The following is a 26,834-nucleotide window of genomic DNA, read 5'->3' on the forward strand; positions in this document are numbered from 1 at the left end:
TATTCTCCACCACTTATTCCTTAAATTTGCAATCCTATATCAACTTGTTATTCACATAAAATATCAGATGTTTATAAGATATAATTATCAGAAATCTACTTTTTTCTTAGGTTGTATCTGCGTTGGATACTATTTTTTCCCCTATTCAATTCATTAGTCCGATCTATATTTCTACTAGAAGTAGTATCCTCTTCATTATTTCCTGCTAGGTTTTGGGCAAGAGAGTGTATTGTTGGGAATGAAAACAGCTTTAGTATAGGTATATTCATATTTAACGCTTTTCTAAGATTCCCTGTAATCTGAATCATATCTAAAGAGGACGCTCCGATGTCAAAAAAATTATCATGAATACTAATTTCCTTATATCCAAAAAAGTCTTGAAATACCTCAGCAATGTTTTCTTCCATTTTATTTTCTGGAGAAACATATGAGGTTTTCAAGCCTTCCCTGTCTATTTTTGTTTGATAAGTTTTCTCTGCCCCTACGTCCTTACCTGCTGCACTAAGTTTTATCCAAGTGTTTATCCGGTCATCCATGTTTCCAGATGATACAAGAATTCTTTCAAATCCATGGTTATTTGTAACATATTTAAATACTTCTACACCTTCTTCTGGCTCCATAAACAATTCCCTCAATGAGAAGTTGAAGCTCATCTGTGTTCTTTCTACACTAAATTTCCACCCCTCCCAGTTAACACTTATCCAATCCTTCCCGCTGGATCTATTAAATTCACTGATAAACGAATCCATGAATATGTTAGCCGCAGAATATGCGGCAAAACCCAAACCTCCAAGCGCCGATGATGTTGATGATGTTACTGTAAAGAAATCCAATTCCTTGTCACGGAACAAGCGATAAAGTACCATTGTCCCAAATATTTTAGACACAAACTGCTTTTCACAATCCTCTCTGTTGATTTCGTTCAGCGTTTTGTAAAGGGAATCTCTCATTGCCCCCGCGGCATGAATAACCCCGTTGATTTTACCTGTCTGGCGTTCAGCATCTTCTACTACGGAATATATAACACTGTAATCTGATATATCCCCTGAATATGTATATATTTCTGCACCTTGTTTTTCCAGTTCTATTACTCGTTTAACCTTTGATGCAAGTGGGTCATGTTCTCCCTTATCTATCAGCCATTTTTCACGTTCACCTCTTTTAGGGAAAGCCGATCTGCCTATTAGTATCACCTTGGCATAATAGTTATTCGCAAGATAATCTGCTATTGAAAAACCTATATTTCCCATTCCTCCAGTAATAAAATAAACACCCTTTTCCTTAAACTTGGTATTATTTTTTGGTAATACTGTCGGTGTATATTTCTGGATATATCGTATATTGTTTCTATAAGCAACTACTGTATCTATATCTGCTCCTTGCATCTCGCAAATCAGCTTTTGGATAAGTTTATTTTGTATATACTGTTCTTCTGGTATTGATATATCAATGTTTCTACACCTGACAAAGCTCAACTCCTGTGGAATAACCTTACAAGGTCCGAGCACCGCCGCCTTTGCAGGATTACTTCTATCAGAACCGTCCACATTATGCATATTACTTGTAACAACAATTATTCTTGTCTTATACGCCGAACTTTGATTAGCTAATGCTTTTGCAAGGTAAGTTATACTAAAGAAGCCCGAATCCAATTCTGTATAAATATTCTCTTGAGTCAGTTCTTCATAACCAATGCTATCAGAAACACTCCACAATGAAACAATACTCCCAGGCATTATACCTTTTACAGCAAGTTCATCCAATAGAAGCGCATAGCTATTTTCCTCTTTAAAATTAATGTGATATTCATTCTCTCCCGACTTTCCAAAACCGATTCCTTTTCTAACCTTTATCACTGTACCAACTCTTGCCTCAAGTTCATTTACCAGACTTGTATGAAATTGTGTATCATCCATAAATACCATCCACCCAAAGTTTTCCTGAGAGTCACTATCAGAAATAACACTCATGAGGGATTGTTCCCATAAAGGTACATAGAACCAGTCGGAAATGTCCTGCTTCTTTACAAGTGCTTCACTCCCCTTAATAGGTGTCATTTTGAATGGATTTCCGTTAATCCAGTATCTCTGCCGTTCGAATGGATATGTTGGTAGCGAAACCCGTTTTCTCTTTTCTTTACTATAAAGTTTCTCCCAATCTATTGCCACACCCGACATCCATAATTGGCCAAGCTTTTCGAATAATTGATTCGATATACATAATCGTTCGGAAGGATCTATGACAAATTGGATAACTTTCCCATTATCTGTAGTTTCTATATCATTATCATTCTTTCCAAATTCAATATATATACATGACTTGGTATCAGAGAGTTCCTCTGACTCAAGCCCACAGCATGTGCTTCCAGGGTTCTGCTCAATATATTTAAGCTTTGATACAATTGAACTTGATATCTCTTCAAAACGTGCTGTATTGGACAAAGCTATTTTAATTGCCTCTTCCATTCCATCCCCTTTAATATTGTCTGGTCTTATTCCCCATGAAATCAATGTTTTAGCAAAGGCATATTGTATGCAGAAAAGAATAAAAGGATTTTCTTTCACCGCAGAAATATCTTCATACCGCAATGTCACCTGGTTGTCAATAGCACTAATAAACCAAGGTTCAATATACGGTGATAAGGCTGTAAGGCACTCGTCTATTTCTTTCTTAAAAATAGATTCCGTCTTATACAGCTCCATCCACTTGATTATGTTTTTTATACCTGAGGAAAGAAAGACAAAAACAATATTAATATCCATATTTCCCGTACAATTTGTAATTGCTAGACCAGTATTTAAATATTCTATCGCTTTTACCCTATCCTCAATAGCAAAGGCCATCCTATAAGCAAAATGGGTTCTCCCTGTCTGAAGTGTGTATGCCAAGTCGGCCATATTAATTTGGGGGTGATTATCTAAATGCTCCGATAACTGCTTTATTTGTTTATTAAGTTCAAACTCAGTCCTTGCTGAGAGTAGAATAAGTTTATAAATCCTTACACTTTCTTGGTCCTCCAAAACTGGTGGTTCCTCAATGATAACATGTGCATTCGTTCCTCCTAATCCAAGCGAACTTATTCCTGCTCTCAAGGGAATATCACTGTTTTTCCATTCAGTGGGCTCTGTAACCAGGTAAAATGGACTATCAATCAAATTTAATTTAGGATTAGCTACTGTTACATTTAGTGTAGGCGGAATTAACCTGTGTTTTATAGCTAATACTGTCTTAATAAGCCCCGCTACGCCAGAAGTACAGTCTAGATGTCCTATATTGCTTTTTACTGAACCTATACCACAGAAATTCCTCAAATTAGTATTAAATACCTGTTTCAATGCTTCTATTTCAACTGTATCCCCCAAAGGAGTGGCAGTTCCATGTGCTTCAATATATTGTATAGATTCTGAAGGTATACAAGCTTTCTTCAAAGCACTTTGTATTACATTCTTCTGTCCATCTACACTTGGAGCAGTGTACCCAAGCTTATTGCTGCCGTCATTATTTATTTCTGTTGCTTTGATAACTGCATAAATATTATCTCTGTCTTCTATTGCCTTTGAAAGTTTCTTAAGGACTACTGCCCCAGCACCAGTACCTTGAACAAATCCATCTGCATTAATATCAAAAGTGCGACAATGTCCATCCGATGATTTAACCATACCATCTTGAAACAGATATCCTGTTTTGTCAGGTAATGGACTTATTGTGGATGACCCTGCAATAGCTATATCACAATCATTTTTCAACAATGACTCACAAGCAACATGAACAGCAACTAATGAAGACGAACATGCCGTATAAAGTGAAACAGACGGTCCTGTAAGGTTTAGCTTATATGATATTCTTGTACTCATATAGTCTTTATTAAATAACTGTTCAGATGCAAGTTCCCCCAAAATCTGGGTTTTCCCTGAAAGAGCAACTAGTGCTTCCCAATATAAATTGGGCGAAGCACTTGAGAATAGACCTATCGGTATATGAGATTGTTTGGATGAATATCCACTATCCTCCAAAGCCTCCCAAACTATTTCATGAAATACTCTTATTTGAGGATCCATTATTTCAGCCTCTCGCGGAGAATATTTAAAAAACTCTGCGTCAAAGTACTCTGGATTTGGCATAACTCCCTGCGCTTTCACATAACTTGGGTTATTTACTAAGTCTGGACTTACACCTATATCTAAGAGTTCCTCATCATTAAAATAAGTGATACATTCGATTCCATTCTTTAACTTATTCCAAAATTCCTCAACATTGTTAGCATCCGGAAATCTGCAAGCCATACCAATAATAGCTATTTCAGAATCATTTTCTATAACTGATTTTGAACTTTCACTATATTGAGTTGCGATTTCATCTTTTGATAGTAATGATATATTATGCTCACTATGACCCAAGTAACTTACAAGCGACTGGACTGTGGGGTATTGGAACAGGGTTGTGATTGATACATCTTCCCTAGCAACTTCTTTAAGTTTATTGACTACTCTAATTAGCTTTAGTGAATTTCCACCAATATCGAAGAAATTATCAAATATGCTGATTTTATCTACCTGTAATACTTCTTTCCAAATTTCTGCGACTTTCCTTTCCATGTCAGTTTTTGGAGGTTCATAATGATTTCGAGTTATCTTAGGCATTGGTAGTGCATTTCGATCAATCTTACCATTGGGATTTAAAGGTATTTCTTTTAACTGGGTAAAATATGAGGGAATCATATAATGTGGCAGCTTTTTTGCTATACCTTCCTTCAAATCCCCTATTAGCATATCCTCCTGTCCTGTAAAGTAAGCAAATAACTCCTGGGATTCATTCACTTCTCTTGAAATCACCACGGCTTCTTCAACCCCAACTATTCCCATCATCACCGTTTCTATCTCACCTAATTCAATACGGTATCCTCTAACCTTTACCTGATTATCCATACGACCAAGGAACTCAATATTTCCATCTGTTTTCCACCTTGCCAGATCACCAGTTCGATACAGCCGTTCTCCCTTTTTAAAAGGATTCATAACAAAACGTTCTTTTGTTAACGCAGGTCGGTTTAAATATCCACGAGCCAAACTCTCTCCTGCTATGCACAACTCTCCAACAACTCCAAGAGGCTGAAGATTACGACATTCCTTAGACATTATATAGACTTGGTTATTAGCTATAGGCTTTCCGATATCTAGTGCTTCTTCTCCTGAAATGTCCTTCATCGTTGACCAGATTGTGGTCTCTGTCGGACCATACATATTGTAGATTTTTCCTTTAAAAATCTTCTTAAGCTTTTTCATTAAAGATACTGGAAATGCCTCTCCTCCTACTAATAGGACCTTTAATCCTCCAAGGGCAGTACAGAATTTCTTATCTTCCATTAGAATTTGCAATCTAGAGGGGGTTGTCTGAAATATACTAATCTGTTCTTTTGATAACACTACACTTGCTTTCTCTCCATTTACTTGTTCTTCCCTATTTCCCAAAATCACCTTACTTCCACAAACTAACGGCAGTAGTGTCTCTAATGCAAATATGTCAAAGGATACCGTCGTCAAAGACAAGATTTTATCATTATTATCAAATGAAATCTGTTCTGTTATTCCAGTTATAAAGTTTACAACAGAATGATTCTCTATCATAACTCCTTTGGGACGACCTGTTGAACCAGAGGTGTAGATCACATATGCCAAGTCTTCTGATTCAGCAAGTACGGGAGGGTTTTCTAAGTTCAAATCTAATCTAACTGATTTTCTTAAATCCACAGACATTTCTTTGTAGATATTATAATACTTTTCAACATTTGTTAAAATAAGATCCGCTTTACTGTCTTCTACTATATAATCTATTCTTTCTACCGGATATTCTGAATCTACCGGAATGTATGCTCCTCCTGCCTTCAAAATTCCTATTAACCCAGCAATCATTTCAAAAGAACGTTCCACAATCAAGCAGACAATTGAGCCTTTATTAACACCCCTTTTTTGAAGCTCCGTTGCTACACAATTTGCTGCCCCATTGAGTTCAGCATAACTGTGTTCCTTTCCATTCCAAACTACTGCTGTTTTTTCTGAATATTTAGACACGCAAGTTTCAAATAATTTTTGTATACTACCAGTTCTGTCATATTCCCGTCTGGTATTGTTAAAACTATTATCAAGTAGAATCTTTTCTTCCTCTGAAATCAATTCTATCTCTCCAATTGTCATATCCACCCCCTCATTCAAAAAGGTGTTTATGAGTCTAAGGAAATAGTTCTTGTACCTTTCAACTGTTTTAGAAGAAAATAATGCTACACAGTATTCAAGTGTAAAACAATATCGATCTTCTACTTCAGACCCATGAAACGATAAATCAAATTTGGCTATTTGATTTTCATATTCAAAAGGCTTTGACTTTATTCCTGGGATTTTCACTTCCTTAACATCCATATTATGTAAGCTAAACCACACATCAAACAAAGGATTCCTACTCATATCTCTTTTTATATCTACTTTGTCAACAAGATCTTCAAAAGGGTAATCCTGATTCTTAAAACACTCTACTGTACGAGTCTTCAATTCCTTTAAAAAGTTTTCTACACGCTTCTCCGCAGCTGGAGTATTTCTTAGTGCTAATGTATTTACGAATAACCCTACAATTGGTTCCATATCACTGTGGGTTCGTCCGGCTACTGGGGTTCCTATAATAATATCTTCCTGTCCAGATAATTTTGAAATCAAGATGTTTATTATCCCTAATAGCATCATGTATGGTGTTAATCCCAAGGCCATCCCCAGCCTCTTTAGACCTTCACTTTGCTCAGGACTTAAATCGAATTTGATACTTGCTCCCTGAAAGCTCTGTCTCACCGGACGTGGACTGTCCTGAGGTAAGTTCAATACTGGTAGTTCCCCTGAAAACTCCTTTAACCAAAACTCTTGTGCTAATTTAAAATTCTCTTTCTTCTTTTCACTATCTTGCCATTCAGAAAAGTCTTTATACTGAATTTTCATCTTGTCCAATTCCTGTGCACTATACAGAGCCACGAACTCTTCTAGTAGAATTAGATGAGACATTCCATCTGCAATTATGTGATGCATATCTATCATTAGAAGATATCTTTCTGGAGATGTTTTTGCTATTCCCGCTCTTATCAAATGAGGAGATGTTAAATCAAAAGGCCGTACAAATGCATGTACCAACTCTTCTTCTTTATCCCTATTTCCTTCTACATATTCTAGTTTAAAAGTGATTTCTTCATTGATTTTTTGCTGGGGCTCACCATCTATTATCATAAAGGAAGTTCTCAAAATTTCATGGCGTTTTATCAATTCTATAAGGACATCTTCTACCCTTTTTTTATCCAAATATCCTTCCAAAACCGTTATTTGAGCCATGTTATAGGATATTGATTCCTTGTCTAACAAATGGAGCATAAACAATCTTTTTTGAGCATGAGAAAGAATATAATAATCTTTCTTTTCTGCTTTAGGAATCTTTACAAATGAGCTCTTGACTTGTTGTTCTAGAAACATTCCTAACTCTCTAATAGTGGGTTTATTAAAGATATCTGACAGTGTTACCTCCTGATTCATCTCCTTATGTATTCGTAATATTAACCTTGTGGCTAGCAGTGAATGACCTCCAATATGAAAAAAGTCACTGTTTGCACCGATTTTGTCCAAATCAATCTCCAAAACTTCCGACCAAATTTCTATTAATTTCTTTTCCAGATCAGTGTTTGGCGGTTCATAATTTTTGTGAGTTAGCTCGGGCATCGGTAATGCTTTTCGATTAATCTTGCCATTTGAATTAAGAGGAAATTCTTTCAACCGGACAAAATACGACGGAATCATATAATGGGGCAAAGACTCAGATAAATAATTAATTATCTCGTTATCAGTAACTTTAGACGTTGCGGTATAATAAGCGCATAAATAAGCGCTTCCCTCTGGGCTTATTTGGGGAGTTACAATTGCCGCAGAAATTTTTTCATAGTTAAAAAGTTTATATTCTATCTCTTCAATTTCAATTCTAAATCCTCGTATCTTTATCTGGAAATCATTCCTTCCAAGATATTCAATATTTCCATCCGGCATCCAACGTGCCAAATCACCTGTTCTATATATTTTTTCGTAAGAAGCGTCATAACTTATGTTAGCTTTATTCTCTAATTCTTTTATAAAAAGGTTTGAAACAAATTTCTCCTTTGTAAGTTGTTCTCTATTTACATATCCCCTAGAAATCCCTACACCGCTTAAGCAAAGTTCACCTGGAACGCCAATAGGTTGAAGCCTGTTATGCCTATCTACAATATAAGTGTGTAAATTTGACATCGGTTTACCTATTGGTACAATAGCTCCGCCATTAAAATCCTTTAAGGAGTAATGCGTTGCATAGATGGTCGCTTCTGTTGGACCGTATAAATTCTCTAAAGAAATATTACTATGCAACTTTTTAAATTGGTTTACCAAATCGGCTGGCAATGCTTCTCCCGCAGATATTATATATTTCAGGCTGCTTATTCTCTTTACAGCTTTCTTATTTTGCTCAATATATTCGAGAAAGTATTTAAACATTGATGGCACAATATTTATGTGCGTTACATTATATGCTTCAATTGCATCAATTATCTTAATGGGATCTTTTTCGTGACCACTCTCCAGAACAGCCAGTCTTCCTCTTCCCATAAACCAACCCATTATTTCTGTAACCGAAACATCAAAGGTATAAGTGGTTTTTAATAAATATGTATCATTTTCTAGAACAGGATATCTATTTTCCAAATCCAACAATATATTAACTACACTTTTATGTTCTATCATTACTCCTTTCGGATGACCAGTAGAACCAGAGGTATAGATAATATATGCAAGATTATTCGCTGCAGAAGTTCTCCCAAGATTCTGCCCACTTTCCCCTGTTACCTCCCCATCTATATATAATACATCCCCATCCCAATAATCTATTTTAGTAATATCCGAGGATATTAATAGCATGGTTGCATCAGAATCTTGAAGTATGTATGCATTCCTATCTGCAGGGCTACCTGGGTCAATCGGAACATAAGCCCCGCCAGCTTTTAGTACCGCCAATATTCCTATTATCATTTCCATTGACGGAAAAGTTATAATCCCAATAGAAGTATCAGGAGTAATACTGTTTTTACGCAATATTAGCCTTGCTAATTGATTGGCTCTTTCATTCAACTCATGGTAAGTAAAAGCTCTTGTTCCATCTATGACGGCAATTTTATCTGGATGTTCGACTACCCTTTTCTCAAAATACTCATGAACACAAATACCACTTTCAAAGTTACATTCGGTATTATTAAATTCCAGAAGAATTTCATCTTTTTCTCTTTGGCTCAACATATTTAACGAGCTCAAAGTGTTTCCAGACTTTGCAATGAGTTCCTCAAATATAATCTTATAATGCTTTGCCATCTTCTCAACAAAAGATTCTTTAAACAAAAAGCTGTTATATTGTATTTCCAAACTAATAATATTATCAAAAGTCTTAGCAATTACTGTAATGTCATAATGTGACCTTCCAAAGTTTGTGAAACTCTCAACATTTAGTATGCCATCCTGATTAAATATGCTAGAACTTAATGGGTAATTTTCGATTACAAATATAGACTGAAAAAGCTCATCACCACTTTTGATTCCCTTAAAAGTCATGATATCCGTTAACGGTGTAACTTCATACTCCTTGCGTTCTTGAAGAGAGCTATTTATTTTACTTAGAAAGTCTAATATGTTTTCGCTTCCGTCTGCCTTCATCCTCAAAGGAACTGTATTAATACACAACCCTACAACATTTTCAATCCCACTAATATCTGATGGTCTTACCGATACTGTTGTTCCAAATGTAACATCATTTTCATTGCCATATTGTAAAAGAAGAACTCCCCACGCACTATACAAAAATGAAGCAATTGTAATATCATTGAACCTTGCAAAGTTGTTCACAGTATTAACAAGCTCTGCCGTAAAATCAAACATGTAACTAGAAATTTTTTTATTATCCATACCTTCTTTTGATATACTGCGCTCCCAAATCTTTTTTGGCTCAAAATCTTTAAGATATTCCTTCCAATAATCTCTCTGCTCATTCTTATTAATGTTGCCTATCCACTTAATATATTCATGAAACTTTGTCTTTAAAACTGGTACAACACTCTTTTGATTTACCAACGCATTGTAGGTCTCAAAGAATTCTTTCATTATTATACCATTGCTCCATCCGTCATAAAGGATATGGTGGTTCGTAATTATTACCCTATGTGAACTATCATTCAATTTACATAGCGTAATCCTAAATGGTACTTCAATCAAATCAAATAATTCTTTTCTATCCATTTCAACTATATCTATTACAGCATTCTCTAGATTCTGATATTCTGAAATATCTTTAAATAATACTTTTACCTTATGACTTTTCAAAACGACCTGAATTGGTTTGCTAAGATTCTCCCACCTAAAAACAGTCCTCAGCACTTCATTTGTTTGAACCACTATATTCCAAGCCTTCTCAAAAAGTTCAACATTCATCTTTCCTGTAACTTCTATTTGCAACTGCTCCATGTAACAGTCCAATTCTTTATTTAGGAGATAATAAAATAACATTCCTTCTTGCATTGGCGATAAAGAAAGGATATTCTCAATGTTATTCTTATTAAGTTTTTCATTGCTTTTTCCCATTTAGATAATCCTCCTTTTTTATGTTTTTCATAAACATAATGAACCACTTTGGAACTAACAAGTTATTTTCGTAAGTAGACTGTTCCATTTACCGTTTCCCCTCAAGCTAAATAATCTTTCATCCGTTTCTAGCATTTTTACATTTTTCCAGCCCTCTTCAACCGCTTTTTCAAGATTTGTAAATGCAAGTTCAGATTTCCCAGCAAGCGCCCAAGAACACGCAGCATTATAATAACACCATTTTATATTATCTATTTCAGAAAAAATTTTAGAATTTATAACGCTGATAGCATTGATTTCTTTCATGTCGAATGCTTTCTGATAAAATTGTCCACTTTTTTTGTAATCCTTTGTCTCAGATAAATAATATTGACCATTTACGAGATAATTATCAAAACTATTAAACCAAGCATGATATGTACTATAGGTGAGTATTTTCTTGAAATTCAGTTTTTCAACAATTTTATACGATCCCATATTATTATTGCGGCAATGCCACGCTACCACCTTTATGCCTCTCGACTTACAGTAATTAACCGCTTGTGAGACAGTAATCGTTCCATATCCTTTTCTCCTAAATCTATCATCTGTTTCTATACCAATTTCACATTCATCATTAAATACATTTTCAGATAAAGACCAACTCACAATCGTATTACCTATAATTAAACAAATTCCAAATCCATTCTCAAGAAAAAATTCCTTAGAAATCCAATTTTCATATATCCAATTTATTATCTTATCAACATTTTCTAGTTCTGAACGCATTAAAAGATTGGAATCAACTCTAGCCTATAGTACCGCCGCTTGGTTTCCATCAAAGGGTTATAACAAGATACATTTCTTACAGATTTATTCCAGTCACAAGATAATAATTCAATTTCAAAATCTAGAAGATTGTTCTTATTCATAGCCTATTGAAAAATTTCGTGATATATCACTTTTTGAAGTTCATTGTTAAAGTAATTATTATTTGCATCACCCAGCAAGAACATATCATGATAATAGCTCATAAAAAAGCTGTTTTAGGTTTTTCAATGGAATCAACGTATATTTTCCCAGGAAATTTTCGATTAATTATAGACTTTAAAATTAGTCTATGTTCATAACCAGCTAATAAGCATTCTACACTACTAAATTTTTCCTGATTTAATTCATAAAACAGAATAATCTCCCCTTTTTAAGCTTAACGCTAGTTTATTTTTCATCTTATTTTTAATCTGCTTAGACCTAATATACATTCTAATGTTTAATTCGTATTCACATAGACAATTTTTAATTCTTCTTTTATCTTATTTATTTCTATAGAACTATGAATCCCCAGAGATATTCGAATAATTTGTCTTTCATTATCTATGAAAAATAAGTCACAAGACATTTCATTAAATCCATAACTTGATCGCAAATACTGGAATTCCCTGTGTATGTAGCCTTTCTTGGATTAAATATGCCTAAACTCGAGTATACTATTATCTTCACCAACTAAATGTTTCTTCATGTTATCATTCGTAATCAAATCACTTTTTTTTGCAAAATTGTACACATATTCTATCTTATCGTAAGACATTCAACATCTCTGCCCATCTACTATCAACTTTCAAACTTTGTAACCTTTCATCTTTTTCAAGCATATTTGCATCGTTCCATCCCGCCTCAACAGCTTTTTCAAGATTAGAAAATGCATCTTCATGCTCGCCTGCCAATGCCCATGCGCATGCTGTATTATAATAACACCATTTTATATTAGCATCCTGTGAAAATATGCTGGAATCATGAAAATAACTATCGTTGCTATTTTTCATTTCAAATGCTTTTTCATAACACTCAGCAGCCTTTCGATAGTCTTGAGTTTGTGTCAGAAAATATTGACCATTTACCAAAAAATTATCAAATACATTAAACCAAGCATGATATGAATAGTAAATATTCATATCTTTAAAACCAACTTTTTCAGCTACTTTATATGAACCTATATTATTATCTCGGCAATGCCATCCTATTTTTACAAACCCCTTCTGTTTACAATAATTTACTACTTCAGTTACAAGAATAGTCGCATATCCCTTATTTCTATATCTCTCATCTGTTTCTATTCCTATTTCACATTCAACATCTATTCGGTAATCAGAGATACACCAACTAACAATACTCTCATCAACAACCAAGCAGAATCCAAATCCCTCTTGAAGAAAAAGCTCCTCAGATATCCAGCTATCCTCAATCCAATTGGTAATTTCATCAAAATTCTCAAGCTGTGTTCTTGTAAGAAAAAGTTTATCAATAAATTCAATTTTAGCATTATCAATATCTATATTTTGGGGCCTTTTTATATTGTATTCAGAGAGTTCTAGCGAATAGTGTCTTCTTTTATGAAGCATTAATGAATTATTTTTAAATAAATCATCAATTATCTTTTTATTTTTATCATTGGTATCCAAATTACTATAAAATGGTCTTACATAGAAATCTAACAAATCTTCTTTTTCCTTTGCTTGCTTAAAAATATCCCCATATATTTTTTCTCTTAAGTTTTCACAATATTCTTTGTTACCTTTTTCACCTAAAATAAAAAAATCATGACACTTATCCCATATAAAGACAGTTTTTGGATCCACCTCCGAATCTACAAGTACAATCCCCGGAGTATGATTGCATAGTACTGATTTAACCGCAAGAGTACATTTATCTAAATTGAAATTCTGTAAAATAAGACCATAATCCTTTTTATTTAATTCATAAACAGGTATCTTATCCACTTTCATACCTCCAAAAATTAATTATTTATTGTATTAAATGAAATATATATTAAAACTTGTTTCTTTTCATCATTTTATTCCTATAAAGCTCCAATTGTTTTTTTCTTTTATCTAACAATTTTAATTCAAAAAATTGTTTCTTATAGCTCTCATATCTCTCGTAACTTAAAGAGCCTTCTTCTATAGCTTTAATAATTGCACATCCTGGTTCGTTATGATGCTGACAATCGTTATACTTACATTTGTAAGACAGCTCAATAATGTCCTGAAAGCTCTCGTCCAGACAATCCGTAGTCCCCCAGAGCTGCAATTCTCTGGACCCTGGAGTATCGATAAGCATACACCCTGAGTCATGCATTATGAGTTCAGAATATGTGGTGGTATGTCTCCCCTTACCAGTAGATTCACTTATTAATTTTGTTTGCTGGCGATTCTCACCAAACAAACAATTAATGATTGTTGACTTTCCTACCCCGGAAGATCCTAGAAATACTACTGTTTTTCCAGGCTGCATATACTGAGTAAAAACATCCATGGATATACTTTTTAGAGCACTTACAATATAAACTGGTATTTTAATTGCAACTTCCTCTACAAGCCGTAAGAAATCCTCAGGATTTGGACACTTATCTGCCTTATTCAGTATAACTACTGGTTTTACTCTGCTATTATATACTAAGGTAATGTAACGTTCTATTCTGCGTAAATCAAAATTGTTGTCAAGCCCGCATACAATAAAGGCAATGTCTATATTGGAAGCCATAACCTGTTCTTCTGTAGAGCCACCCTGTATTACCCCTTTTTTGATTTTTCTACCACCAGATATAGGCATTTTTCGTGAGAATTGACTTTTTCTAGGCAATATCCCATGTATTATTGCTTCATCTGATCCAATAATTTGAATTGCAACCCAGTCACCTATAGTAGGAATATCCTTGTTTGATTTTGCTACGTAGCAAAGCTTTCCAGATGGCTTTGCAGTAAATATACCGCTTTCACATACTACCTTATAAAAACCTTTCTGTCGTATAATTACACGTGCTTGAAAATAATTTTTATGTGCGTATTCCTTAAACCCTTCCTCAAAAAAAATATCCCAACCATATTGAATTATATTATAAATAATTCCAACCCCTTCCGTTAGCTTTCACAATATTTTTTATTACATTTCATGTTTCCGTTAAAACCTAAACAATTGGTATATTAGTATAATTCCTCGTTTTGAAAGAGTAACAAATACACTATTTATAAGAAATCACGTATTCATTTCTAAAGACTTATAAATTTGCCATCTAAAACATGTCTTAGCTTTTCATGTGTGAATTCTATTGGTGCTTTTTTTGCTTCCATAATTGATATAACCATATTAATTGCTTGTAATATCTGACTCTCTGAAGGTTCACTTCTACTTGTTAGTATCTCCATATACATTGCTTCTATAACTTTATATGGAATGACTACACCTTTTTGATACTCTTCATAATTGAAATTGTAATTTCTTGTACTTGTTGCTACCTTCAAACACCTTTCAATAACCGGCAAGTATTCATTCTTCCTTATAAACAGCATATTTTTTAGTTCGTCGCACCGTTCGTAATTATTAAAAGAATATGGCGTAAGTTTTGATGTGATTTTTTTAATTAAAAATTTCAAGACATCTTTAGGACCTATTTCTATTACATATTTGACATTATTGTCAACCAGATAAGTGACAGATTCCTGCCACTTAATGGGAGATATAAGCTGTTTAGATAAATTATCTATGACCGATTCTGCACCGACATAAGGAAGCGTACTGTAATTGGATAACACCTCATAAATAGGAGGATTGTAGCTGTATTCCCGTAATACAGCTTTCATTTCATCTGCTGCTCTAATCATTAAAGGTGAGTGAAACGGTCCTGACATTTTTAGCGGATAAACAATTGCTCCTCTGCTTTCCAAACATTGCGTCAATTTCTTTATAGAATTATTGTCCCCCGAAACTGAGCACTGCGTTGGAGAATCATATGCAGAAATGTATACTTCACTGCCGCTTTCAGAGAACTCTTTGCATATCTCCTCTACTGTTATACTATCAATGTTTATTGCCCATATCATTGTTCCATCGCATGAGGAAATTGTTTCTTTGATTATTCTACCTCTTTGTTTTACAATTTGAAGAGTATCTGAAAACTCTATTACTCCACTTGCACACAAAGCTGAATATTCACCAAGGCTGTGCCCAAGACAGTACGATGGACTTAAACCTATTTCTTTCTGAAAAACCCTATATATTGCAATACTAGCAGTAACCAACGCTAATTGTGAAATATCTATTTCATTTAATTTATCAGCAGAATCTTTTGAAAAACAAATTTTTTCCATATTCACTTTTAATATATCACTTGCTTCCTCAAAGGTTTCTCTAGCCACTGGGGAGTTATCGTAAAAACTCTTGGCCATTGCCGTATGCTGTGATCCAACCCCTGGGAAAACAAGTGCAATTTTGGGATTTATTCTCCTCATATAACGCCTCTGTTCCTTTGATATTTTTTATTCTTGCTTAAATGTCACACTTAAACGGGATATTTGCATAACATTTGATAACAGTTACAATAATACTAACGCCTTACGATCAACCTTCCCATTCATTGTTATTGGGAAATCCTTCATCAATACAAAATCATTGGGAATCATATAATCAGGCAGATATGTTCTTAAAAATTTTTTCAGTTTCTGAACTGCCAGTTCACTATCTGTAGTAAGTATATATGCTTTTAACACAGGGTTGATGCTGTCTGCATTTATTAATGCAACAATACATTGACTAACTGATTCGTACTCACAAATTTTTGCTTCTATTTCCCCAAGTTCAATTCGAAGTCCCCTGATTTTTACCTGATTGTCCATTCTTCCCAAATAATCAATATTCCCATCATGCATAAGGCATGCATAATCCCCAGTCCTGTAAACCATTTCTCCTCTACCTCCCAAACCATCTACAAATTTTTCATTTGTCAGTTCAGGTTGATTTAAATACCCTCTAGCTAATCCAACACCAGCGATGCAGAGCTCTCCTTTTTCCCCAGGAGACAAAAGACAAGCTTCTCCCAAAATGTACATCGCTGTATTATCAATAGGTTTTCCAATAGGTACCTTGCTTATTTCATCATCAAAGGGACAATCATAATATGTTACATCGACCGTTGCTTCCGTAGGTCCATATAGATTAGTCAATCTTGTTCCGTTGATTTGTCCTAATAATGTATTAAATTTTTTAACATGAATAGGGGTTAGTGCCTCACCACTGCAAAAAATATGTTTCAATGTTAACAGCTTTGTACTATAATCCTCATTACATATATAATTAAGAAAAGAATTGAACATAGAAGGTACAAAATGTATAATGGTTATTTTGTTTTTCTCAACCTCTTCAATTATACCTTGAGGAAATCTTTCAAATCCTGGCTTTAGCATACTTACTTTTGCACCTGTTATAGACCACCAAAATAGCTCCCATACAGATACGTCAAATACAAACGATGTTTTTTGTAATATTGTATCATAGTGTGTAATCGGATACCTTTTTTGCATCCAGTTCAACCTATTAACAACCGAGTGTTGCTCAACCATAACACCTTTTGGATTACCAGTTGAACCTGATGTATATATAATATACATTAAATCATTAGGTCTCACCGTATCTGCATAACTGCATTCTGGCAGTTCATAATTAGATTCATCATCCAGGTTTATACAGATTTTATCAAACCCGCTTATTCTGTGTATTGTCTTGCTCTGCCCTATAAAGCAGCTTGGATTACTATCAGAGACTATATAATCGATTCTTTTTTGGGGATACTCAGGTGAAATAGGCAAGTAAGACGCCCCATATTTTAATATGCCGTAAATACCAATTATCATCTCCAAAGAACGTTCAACCATAATACCGATTATCCCATTCTTTTCAACTCCACTTAAATGAAGAGCATATGCCAGTTGCCCTGCCTTTTTGTTCAACTCTCTGTAGGTAAGTTCCTCTTCACCAAAGATGACTGCTTTTGCGTCAGGTGTTTTTTCAGCTTGTGCTTCAAATAACTGGCATATCGTTTTATCCTTCGGATAAGAATGTGTTGTGTCATTTAACTTCTTATATATACTATCTATGTCCTGCTTTTCACATATATTCATACTACAAATACTCCCAAAAGCCTACAAAATTACATTTTAACGGCTTTTCTCTCTGAGTTTCTATACTTTCTCACAAAACTGTTTCCTAGTATCATTTCTATAATCTGATTACTTCCTTCAATTATTTCAAGTACTTTAGTATCCCTGTAATACCTTGCCACAGGATGAGATTCATTACAACCTACAGCCCCATGAATCTGTACAGCATTATCTGCATGTTGCCGTGCCGCCCTAGTAGCAAAATATTTGGCTATTATAACATTTTCAGCCGAACTAGGATTATGAATATCCTTAGCATGGCATGAGTGTATGCATAAATGGCTAGCTGCTTCGTAATCCACTCCCATTTTTGTAATCATTTCTTTTATTGTACTCTGAGATATTAATTTTTCCCCAAACGTTTTTCTTTTTAGAACATGGCTGCCACAATATTCAAGGCATCCCCTTATAATACCCAGTGCCGTGAATGCAACACTAATACGTCCGTATTCTAACGCATACGGAGCTATATGTGAAAATGCAAAGCTCGGTTTAGCTAGTATGTTTTCCTTGTTAATTTCACAATTATTGAATTCCAACACTGCTAATGCACCGGCTCTAAAGCCAATCATGTTTTTAATTTGGATCACATTGAATCCAGGTGTATTCTTTTCTACTATTATAGCGGTTGCTTTTTCATCTTCGCCGTTTATTTTACCAAAAACAATGAATACATCTGCCAGACCTCCAAACGTTATCCACCTTTTGGTTCCATTAATGATAATCTTATCTCCTGCCTCAGTAAATGTAGTAGTGATGCCCTTGATATCACTACCTGCTTCTGGCTCAGTTAACGAAAAAGCTCCAAGTACTTTACCCTGTGTCATGGAAGGCAGCCATTTTAGTTTCTGCTCTTCGGTTCCCCATTTAAGTATTGATCTCATAACCATGGTATGTACATTAAATAAACCGACTAAAGATGTACTAGCTTTAGCTACAGCCTCAGTAAAAATACCATATGTCAGATGATCCCAGCCCAGCCCGCCAAACTCTTCCGGCATTATTCCGCCAATGTATCCCGCTTCTACGCATTTATCTATAGTTTCTCTTGGTATAGACTCATTCATTTCCCATTCACATGCAAAAGGCTGAACATTAGATTCAACAAATTTTCTGAATTCTAAATATTTTTCCTTATGCTCTTTTGAAAGCAATTCTATCATCGATTGTCGTCACCTTTCTTTTCACATACAAACTCTGTAATATTGTTAATACACCTATAATTGTCCATATCTAAATCACTTGTAGTTATTTTAATTTCAAAGTTTTTTTCAAGAAATGTCATCAATTCTATTGCAAATAAGGAACTTACCAATCCCTCTTCAAAAATGTCCATATCATTATCTATACTATCTATGTTTACACTATCTAAGACATATTTCTTAATTATTTCAGCAACTGCATTGTACTCCATAATAATAAAACCTCCCAAATCTATTGAATTATATTATTTAATAATTATAAAAGCCCTTACCAGTCTTCCTTCCAAGCAAGTTCGCATCAACCATCTTTCTTAGCATTGGGCAGCACCGGAATTTAGTATCCTGATAACTGTCATACAGTACATCCAAGGAATTAACAACCGTATCCAATCCAATCAAATCTGCGGTCTCTAAAGGTCCCATTTTATGTCCATAACATTTTTTGAAAATCTCATCTACCTGCATTGGTGTTGCCACACTGTCCTGCACTACGAAAGCAGCCTCATTCATAAACAAGTGGGAAATCCTGTTTGTAACAAATCCCGGCAAATCATTTACAAGAACCACTTCTTTTTTCATTTGAGCAAGCAATGCTTTTGCATTATCTATACACTCTTCTGAGGTGTGGTATCCTCTGATTGCCTCTACACAACTTTTTAAATAGGAAGGATTCATAAAGTGTATTCCTATTACTTTATCCGGACGATCTGTAACGTTTGCCACCTTTGTAACAGAGATACAAGAAGTATTAACCGCATAGTTAACTTCTGGTTTGCACACTTTAGTCAATGCCCGATAGACGCTCTCCTTCACTTCCCATTTTTCTGGTACATTTTCTATAATAAATTCAGCAATACTTACATCTTCAATTTTATTGGTAAATGTAATCCTACTTACCACATCATCTACATTCAACTTTGGTAATGAAGCATTTGCTAGTGGACCAAAGCGAATTATACGGATTATTTCAGTTTTTGCCCTTTCAAGTGCTTCTGGAGAACTATCTACAAGTATACAGTCCATTTCATGAAACAGCAGATCTGCAGCTATTCCTATGCCCATAGTCCCTGCACCAATAATACCGATTTTATTATATTTCATGATTTATCTCCTTCTCCCTTATTACTTTGATTTTTCACTTACTTAGCCATAACACAACACTGCCTTAAGACTTATTTACACTTTTCCTTGTTCTTCAAATACCTAACTATACTATTGACCGAGGTGAAGTTTGACAATTCCATTTCATCACTTTCAACAGTGATACAAAACTCACTCTCCATATAATTCAATAATTTCATCGCAAAAAGCGAGTTTACAAAGCCCATTGAGAAAATGTTGTCTTCATCTGAAAAGTTGATTTCCTCATCATATTTAATTAAATTATCTTCAATAAATTTTCTAACTTTTACTTTACTATCCATAAAAGCTCCCTCTTCTTTATTCTAGCCAGATCTACTATTTATTTTCTACCCTTACATACGATGGGTAATTTTGAATAATCGACAAATCATTACTAAGAACAGTAATTCCTTCTTCATTTGTAGAAACTTCTTTAAAGTTTGCAAATTTGTAAGTTACATACATCATTTTGTTTCTATCCGTCTTTTTAAAATCAGCAAGCAAAATTTTATTGCTATATTTTGCCATTTTCATAATATATGACAACAGTATAGTCCCCACTCCCCTTGACATTACCCTGCATGACATAAGAAGCAGTTTTAAATGGATGCTGAACTCGTTAATTTCCAGTAAAGCCAACCCTATTTTCCCATAAGAACCATAACGGTCAATAAGTTCACATACCAATAGCCTATGATTGTCCGAGGATCTGTAATTATTTAATTCATCATAACTGTATGTATAACCAGTGGCGTTAAGCTGATGTGTCCTTTCAGTCAATTCTATTGCTCTCATTAAATCTTCTTCCTGTGCCTCAGATATAACAAACGTCATATCTAAAGATGCTAGAAAAGCCTCAGAGGTACCATTAAATGACTCTTCCTCTTTCTGTCTTTGTATATCCTCAACATACATAAGACGTCGCCTTTGTGCATCTTTTGTTATATATTTGTGTTGCAGACGAGCATTGTTAAGTAATGAATCATATTCCAATGCATCAATACATGTAATCTCTGGGTGCACATACTTTACTTCTTCCCTTTCAAATAACTGGTCATCAATAAACACCATTGAGTCAATACCAATATTAATGTTTTTTTGAATATTTGATATCGATACAGATTTAGCATTCCAATTGATTTCAGGAAAAAGAAAATACTCTGCTAAACTAAACTCAAACAATTTTCGCATAGCATCGTCATAGTTATTTCTACTTGCTATGGATTGGAGGATTCCTCTCTTATCTAATTGCTTTATAATCTCAATTATCCCAGGTTTTAATGAAACATTATTGTTTTCCAGTAAAATCCCATCCCATAATGTGTTATCTAAATCCCATATAATACACTTTATTTCTTTATTCATACTAACTCCCATCTGTGTGCCTTAACACACATACAAATCAGGAGGTTGAAAAACTTCTTGTTTTTTCAACCTAACTCCCATCTATATGCCCATTGCTAATAGCACTTGCACACGAATTACGCTCAATGTTTGTCGGGTTAGAAATCATAAGATAGTAATACTTTATTTATTAATTTAACAGTATCTTCTGCTTTCTCATTAATAAAGAAATGTCCTCCATCAAATTTATAGATACTGCATTTACCCAAAGTACAATTCTTCCACGCCTCCAAATAGTTATCATTTAAATCATTATCCTGCTTACCGCTTAAAACTGATATATCAAACTCAAATTTCGTATTTTTATGTACACAATCATATGTTTCTAATATCTTATAATCCGCTCTTATAATTGGAATAAATGTTTCAATAAAATCATCGTTTTTCAATAATTCTTCAGGCGTTCCTCCAAGATTTCGTATTTCGTCAATTAAAACCTCCAAAGGCGCATCATGAAAGTTCGGTTTTTTCTTTTTTTCAAATGGAGGATGTAATCCGGAAAAAAAAACATGTTCCGGATTATGTAAACCTTCTTTTTTGAGTCTATGAATTAATTCATAGACAATAACACTCCCCATACTATGTCCGAAAACTGCATAATCTGAGTCTCGTATCAATGGACTTACCGTATTATAAACATCATTAATAGCTTCTTCCATATTCTCATATTTTGGCTCCGAAAATCTTCTTCCCCTTCCAGAAAGTTCGACAGAATTAAGCTGTATGGAATTATTCAAATATTTATCCCAGTTTCTATAAACCTGCATACTGCCACCTGCGTATGGTATGCAAATTAGTTTTATCTTCCTCATCTAAAAGCCTTTCATTTAATTTTTATGTCGATTCTTGTTACAAGTGTTCTAGTTAAGAAGCACTGCTTTTATAGGGCCGAAAAAAGCTGTTATCAAATAAAAAGACTATCTAGTTCCTCAGCAGTTATATCTAATGTATCAAAATCAGAAGGTGTAAACTCCATTGATTCACTATTACAGCAATGATTAATTATTGCTGTTAGTTCATTCATAAAGCTATCTAAATATCTTTTCATAGTTTTTTCATAAAATTTATTTTTGCTGTATGTCAATAGTACATTCAACTCCCCCCCCACTATAAAGCAGTTAATCTCAAGAATATATGTTAATTTATTTCTTTTATCATAATCACTCCCTATTTGATCTTTTAATAAATTCACAGGTCTATTCTTATCTTCAGCAGAAAAATCTCCGAGAAAATTGAATCGGACATATTTATTAATTTTTTCATCTTCATCAATTTCCTTTAATAAATATTTTAATACGCCAAAGCCAATTCCCTTATTTGGTATCTTTCTTATTTCTTCTTTAACCTCTTTAATCTGTTCTGATAAATTATCATTTTTAAGCTTAAAATAAAATGGATATAAGCTTGTAAACCACCCAATTGTTCTTGAAACATCTACATTTTCAGATATATTATCTCTACCATGTCCTTCGAGTTCAACTACTATATCTTCACTTCCAGATAACTCTTTTATAGTTCTCAATAGAGCAACTATCAACAGATCTTTTGTTTCTGTATTATATGGTATATTAGCTTTTGTCATTAAACACTCTGTCAATGCTTCATACATTTGTACTGATATTGTACAACTACTATCAACAGTGTCTTCCCCTAAATCATAATCTACAGGAAAACTGAATTCCTTACTTAAAACATGCTTCCAATAGCTTTGTTCTTCACCCATTTTATAAATGTAATAGTTTTCGATATCTTTGGCCCATTCTTGATAAGAATGTGTTTTAGATGAAAGCACAATTCTTTCTCCATTATTTATTTGCCTTACCATAGTGTTAATGTCTTCCAGAATAATCCGCCAAGAAACACCATCTACCACAAAATGATGGGCAGTAATAAGCATTATATTCTCAGATAGACCTAGATTGAATACACATGCTTTTATTAAAACTTCATTCTCGATATTAAAACTTGATTTTAGTTCATCTGCTAAAAATGTCATTTTATCAATCTGCATTGAATATGATAGGTTAGTCAAGTCATATTCCTGAATGTTATAGAATTTATCCAAGTGTTTATTGTTATAAAACAGTTCACCAACTAACGGGTTAAAATTAATTCTTAGCGAATCATGATGCTTTATTAAATTATTCAGAATTATTTCAAGGTTTTTGATTTCAATACTCTGATTTAGCTCCAGCAATACACTTTGGTTATAATGATTAGAATTAGAATGATTATGTAAAAAAAACCAAGAAACTATCGCTGTAGGCCTAATGCTGCCTTCACAAGGCTCCTGATTAATAGCTAATCCTTTATTTTGTTCAATACACAATGCCATATCTTCAATTATTGGATTAGACAATATATCCTTAACATTTATCTTCCAACCTTTCTCGTTCAACTTTGAAGCAATCTGTATTGCTTTAATTGAATCTCCACCCAGATGATAAAAGTTTTGTATAACACTTACTCTTTCCAAATTAAAAATATCACACATCGTTTTAATTAAACTTTTTTCTTTCTCATTTCTATATTCAATAAATCCTGCATTTTCAATAGGTTCTACTACTGGTTTAGGTAATCGTTCTCTGTCCAATTTACCATTTCTAGTCAAAGGGATTTCAACTAGTTCAATGAAATATAATGGAATCATATAATCTGGCAAACACGTTAGTAAAAAGTGCTTTAATTCATAAACAGTAACCTGGGCTTTTTTAACAATGTATGCACAAAGATATTTCATGGAGTTTTTTTCTTCCATATCTACGACAAGACAGTCTTTTATCGCTTCATGATTCAATAGGTATTTTTCAATCTCGCCTAACTCAATACGATATCCACGAATTTTAACCTGTTGGTCTGCCCTTCCAACATACTCAATTCTCCCATTATTTAAAAATTTAGCCAAATCACCTGTCTTATACATTCTTCCTTTTACAAAATGATTATCAATAAACTTTTCCTGTGTCAATTTGGGACTATTTAAATACCCCCTTGCAATCCCATCACCTGATATATATATCTCTCCCACTGTATTTATAGGTACAGGTTTAAGATTCTTGTCCAAAACGTAAATTTGTACATTATCAGCAGGTACTCCTATTGGAACCGATATTCCATTATCACTTTCATAAGTGTACTTATGTATCATACAACCTACAACTGTTTCCGTAGGACCGTATTCGTTGTATATATCAACTTTCCCATTGAAACTTTCATAAACATCTTTTGCAAGGTTTACCTTCAAATCCTCTCCGCCTACAATAAATCTTCTAACTGAGGAATTACTGTTATCCTTGTCCTTTAATAAAGAAAGATGAGATGGAGTAAGCTTTACTACTGTCGCTTTATTATCTTTCATTATTCTGAAGAGCACATATTCATCATTGCTATTATCATCATATACAGCGATAATGCTTCCACTTATCAAAGGAGTAAAAATTGACGTAACCGTTAAATCAAATGCCAAAGATGAATATAATGGAAATACCTCTGTCTCGTTTCTAATATACATCTTTTTTGCCCACCAGATATAATTGACCAAGCTCTGGTATTCAATCATTGAGCCCTTAGGTTTTCCCATTGAACCAGATGTATAGATTACATATACTAAGTCACTAGGTTTATTAATACACTCTAAATTTGATATATCACCAGTATATAAGTCTTGATTGTCAAGATTAATTATTTCACCACTAAAATCAATTCCTTCAGATAGCTCTATATCCGTAAGTAAAGCTTTAGAATCGGAATCTTTTAGCATGTAGTTTATCCTATCACTTGGATAATTACAATCAATCGGTAGATATGCTCCTCCCGCCTTTAGAATACCCAGTATGCCAATAACCGTTTCTATGGAATGATTAGTCAGTAATCCAACAATAGTTTCTTTTCCTATGCCCTTTTTAACAAGATATCGTGCAAGCTGATTTGCTTTCTCATTTAATTTTCTGTAAGTTAATTCAATGTTGTTAAAATATATAGCAGTACTATCAGGAGTCTTTTCAACCTGCTGTTCAAACAATTGATATATTACCTTATCTTTCGGATATTCTGCTTCCGTCACATTAAAAGCATATAGCAATTTTTTTCTCTCATCATTGCACAATAGAGTTAAATTTCTTAATTTTTCAAAGGGATTCATAATTATACTATCCGCTAAGTTTAGTAAGCGAGCATACATATCTTCAATCTGCTCATCTGAATAGTCATTAACTTTGTAGTCAAATTCCAATGTCAAATTCCCTGAATCTGACCACTCTTTTATAATCAATTGCATAGAATATATCTGGTGTCCATTATAAAATTCTACATTTTCTATCGGGAAGCTATTAAGTTTTGAATTAAGTTTGGTATTATAATAATTTACACAAGTGTTAAATAAGTTGTCATAACCTTTTTTCTTAAGCTCTACGTCCTGTATAAGCAGATCATATGGATATTTTTGATTAAAGTAACATTCCTTAAGCTGCTTATTTACTTTTATTATTGTATCCATTACATTTAAATTATCATCTACGGTAAATCTGAACGGCATCGTGCTTGTAAACATACCGAACATGCTCTTTTCCTGTTTTCCTGATCTATTATATACAGGTGTTCCTATCACAATATCTTCCTGCTGTGTTGTTTTATAGAAATATAGCAGATATAGCATTATAAAAAATGTATTCAAAGAATACTTATTATCTGCTGCAAATTTCTTTATCTTGGAAGATACCACAGGCTCAAGTTCAAATGTTTTTCTTTTTCCTTCTATCGTATCTGAGCTCATATTTAAAAACCCATTGGGAAGCACCTTAAATTTTTCATTCCAGAATAATTTATTCTTTAAAAACCTATCAGATAAAAGATATTTCTGTTCATTTGCTATGTAATCTATATAGGAGTGCTTTATACTACTCGTAATATCATCTCCTTTTAGCAGTTTCATATATGTATCACATATAGATTCAGTCATTATATTTATTGACCATCCATCAGAAATAATATGATGAAACTTCACTAAATATCCATTATCCTTATTTGATATTTTAAATAATGCAAAATAAAAAAGCCTTTCATTTTCCATTGTAAATGGCAGTCTGGCTTCTTTTTTCACCCAACTATTAAATTCATCTTCAGGATTTTCATTATTTGAAAAATCAATAAAGTCTAAATCAACTCTTTCATAGTAACTAATATATTGCTTTGCTTCTGCATTCTCTTCAAAAAATCTCAATCTTATTCCATCATTATTTTTTATAAGTGCATTTATGGATTCCTCAAGTATACAAAAATCAATATCACCTTTTATTCTGACTGTCCCACCAATATTATATAAAGACGTGCCAGGGTATATTTTCTCAATATACCAAATCCGCTTTTGAGGATGTGTTAATGGATATAAAATTTTATTATCGTTATAATTAAGACTATTCATAATTCAAACCTCATCATACAGCATATGAAGAAACAAAATACATGTTATT

At 33.6% G+C, this 26,834-nt stretch carries 13 protein-coding genes; all 13 read right to left on the reverse strand.

The window, feature by feature from the left end; all coding sequences use genetic code 11:
• Positions 1 to 95: 95 nt before the first annotated feature.
• Positions 96 to 10,670, reverse strand: a complete 10,575-nt coding sequence (locus acsn021_RS18715; protein WP_184091614.1) for a non-ribosomal peptide synthetase — start codon at positions 10,668 to 10,670, stop codon at positions 96 to 98.
• Between the two features lie 54 nt (positions 10,671 to 10,724).
• The gene (locus tag acsn021_RS18720; protein ID WP_184091612.1) at positions 10,725 to 11,438 is read right to left on the reverse strand and encodes a GNAT family N-acetyltransferase; all 714 of its coding nucleotides are present in this window, start codon (positions 11,436 to 11,438) and stop codon (positions 10,725 to 10,727) included.
• A gap of 785 nt (positions 11,439 to 12,223) precedes the next feature.
• Positions 12,224 to 13,426 carry a GNAT family N-acetyltransferase gene (locus tag acsn021_RS18730; protein WP_184091610.1) on the reverse strand — a complete coding sequence of 401 codons (1,203 nt, stop codon included), beginning with the start codon at positions 13,424 to 13,426 and terminating at the stop codon, positions 12,224 to 12,226.
• A gap of 49 nt (positions 13,427 to 13,475) precedes the next feature.
• Complete coding sequence (gene rsgA / locus acsn021_RS18735) at positions 13,476 to 14,288, reverse strand: ribosome small subunit-dependent GTPase A (RefSeq protein ID WP_243167805.1); 813 nt, start codon at positions 14,286 to 14,288, stop codon at positions 13,476 to 13,478.
• A gap of 407 nt (positions 14,289 to 14,695) precedes the next feature.
• A complete protein-coding gene (gene fabD / locus acsn021_RS18740) occupies positions 14,696 to 15,934 on the reverse strand; it encodes an ACP S-malonyltransferase (protein ID WP_184091608.1) in 1,239 nt (412 codons plus the stop codon).
• Between the two features lie 84 nt (positions 15,935 to 16,018).
• On the reverse strand, positions 16,019 to 17,599 hold the full coding sequence (locus acsn021_RS18745; RefSeq protein WP_184091606.1) for a non-ribosomal peptide synthetase: 1,581 nt from the start codon (positions 17,597 to 17,599) through the stop codon (positions 16,019 to 16,021).
• 29 nt (positions 17,600 to 17,628) lie between these two features.
• Positions 17,629 to 18,801: an acyl-CoA dehydrogenase family protein gene (locus tag acsn021_RS18750; protein ID WP_184091604.1), complete on the reverse strand. Its 1,173-nt coding sequence runs from the start codon at positions 18,799 to 18,801 to the stop codon at positions 17,629 to 17,631.
• Entirely contained in the window at positions 18,798 to 19,052 is a 255-nt protein-coding gene (locus tag acsn021_RS18755; protein WP_184091602.1) for an acyl carrier protein, read from the reverse strand. Before acsn021_RS18755 ends, acsn021_RS18750 begins: the two co-directional genes overlap by 4 nt.
• Positions 19,053 to 19,089: 37 nt before the next feature.
• Positions 19,090 to 19,941, reverse strand: a complete 852-nt coding sequence (locus acsn021_RS18760; protein ID WP_184091600.1) for a 3-hydroxyacyl-CoA dehydrogenase family protein — start codon at positions 19,939 to 19,941, stop codon at positions 19,090 to 19,092.
• 71 nt (positions 19,942 to 20,012) lie between these two features.
• The gene (locus acsn021_RS18765) at positions 20,013 to 20,264 is read right to left on the reverse strand and encodes a phosphopantetheine-binding protein (RefSeq protein WP_184091598.1); all 252 of its coding nucleotides are present in this window, start codon (positions 20,262 to 20,264) and stop codon (positions 20,013 to 20,015) included.
• Between the two features lie 34 nt (positions 20,265 to 20,298).
• The gene (locus acsn021_RS18770) at positions 20,299 to 21,327 is read right to left on the reverse strand and encodes an HAD-IIIC family phosphatase (RefSeq protein WP_184091596.1); all 1,029 of its coding nucleotides are present in this window, start codon (positions 21,325 to 21,327) and stop codon (positions 20,299 to 20,301) included.
• A 137-nt stretch (positions 21,328 to 21,464) separates the two neighbouring features.
• Positions 21,465 to 22,133 (reverse strand): thioesterase II family protein, encoded by a 669-nt coding sequence (locus acsn021_RS18775; RefSeq protein WP_184091594.1) that lies wholly within the window; start codon positions 22,131 to 22,133, stop codon positions 21,465 to 21,467.
• Between the two features lie 137 nt (positions 22,134 to 22,270).
• Positions 22,271 to 26,785: a non-ribosomal peptide synthetase gene (locus acsn021_RS18780; protein WP_184091592.1), complete on the reverse strand. Its 4,515-nt coding sequence runs from the start codon at positions 26,783 to 26,785 to the stop codon at positions 22,271 to 22,273.
• Between the last annotated feature and the right edge of the window lie 49 nt (positions 26,786 to 26,834).

This window comes from Anaerocolumna cellulosilytica (assembly GCF_014218335.1).
In the GTDB taxonomy this organism is placed as follows: Bacteria; Bacillota; Clostridia; order Lachnospirales; family Lachnospiraceae; genus Anaerocolumna; species Anaerocolumna cellulosilytica.

Bases quoted from the DNA above. Each gene is read 5' to 3' on its own strand.
- acsn021_RS18760 (WP_184091600.1), bottom strand. From the start codon at position 19,941: ATGAAATATAATAAAATCGGTATTATTGGTGCAGGGACTATGGGCATA.
- acsn021_RS18750 (WP_184091604.1), bottom strand. From the start codon at position 18,801: ATGATAGAATTGCTTTCAAAAGAGCATAAGGAAAAATATTTAGAATTC.
- acsn021_RS18770 (WP_184091596.1), bottom strand. From the start codon at position 21,327: ATGAATAAAGAAATAAAGTGTATTATATGGGATTTAGATAACACATTA.
- acsn021_RS18745 (WP_184091606.1), bottom strand. From the start codon at position 17,599: ATGAATATATGTGAAAAGCAGGACATAGATAGTATATATAAGAAGTTA.
- acsn021_RS18780 (WP_184091592.1), bottom strand. From the start codon at position 26,785: ATGAATAGTCTTAATTATAACGATAATAAAATTTTATATCCATTAACA.
- acsn021_RS18715 (WP_184091614.1), bottom strand. From the start codon at position 10,670: ATGGGAAAAAGCAATGAAAAACTTAATAAGAATAACATTGAGAATATC.
- acsn021_RS18720 (WP_184091612.1), bottom strand. From the start codon at position 11,438: ATGCGTTCAGAACTAGAAAATGTTGATAAGATAATAAATTGGATATAT.
- fabD (WP_184091608.1), bottom strand. From the start codon at position 15,934: ATGAGGAGAATAAATCCCAAAATTGCACTTGTTTTCCCAGGGGTTGGA.
- acsn021_RS18775 (WP_184091594.1), bottom strand. From the start codon at position 22,133: ATGCAGGTTTATAGAAACTGGGATAAATATTTGAATAATTCCATACAG.
- acsn021_RS18765 (WP_184091598.1), bottom strand. From the start codon at position 20,264: ATGGATAGTAAAGTAAAAGTTAGAAAATTTATTGAAGATAATTTAATT.
- acsn021_RS18755 (WP_184091602.1), bottom strand. From the start codon at position 19,052: ATGGAGTACAATGCAGTTGCTGAAATAATTAAGAAATATGTCTTAGAT.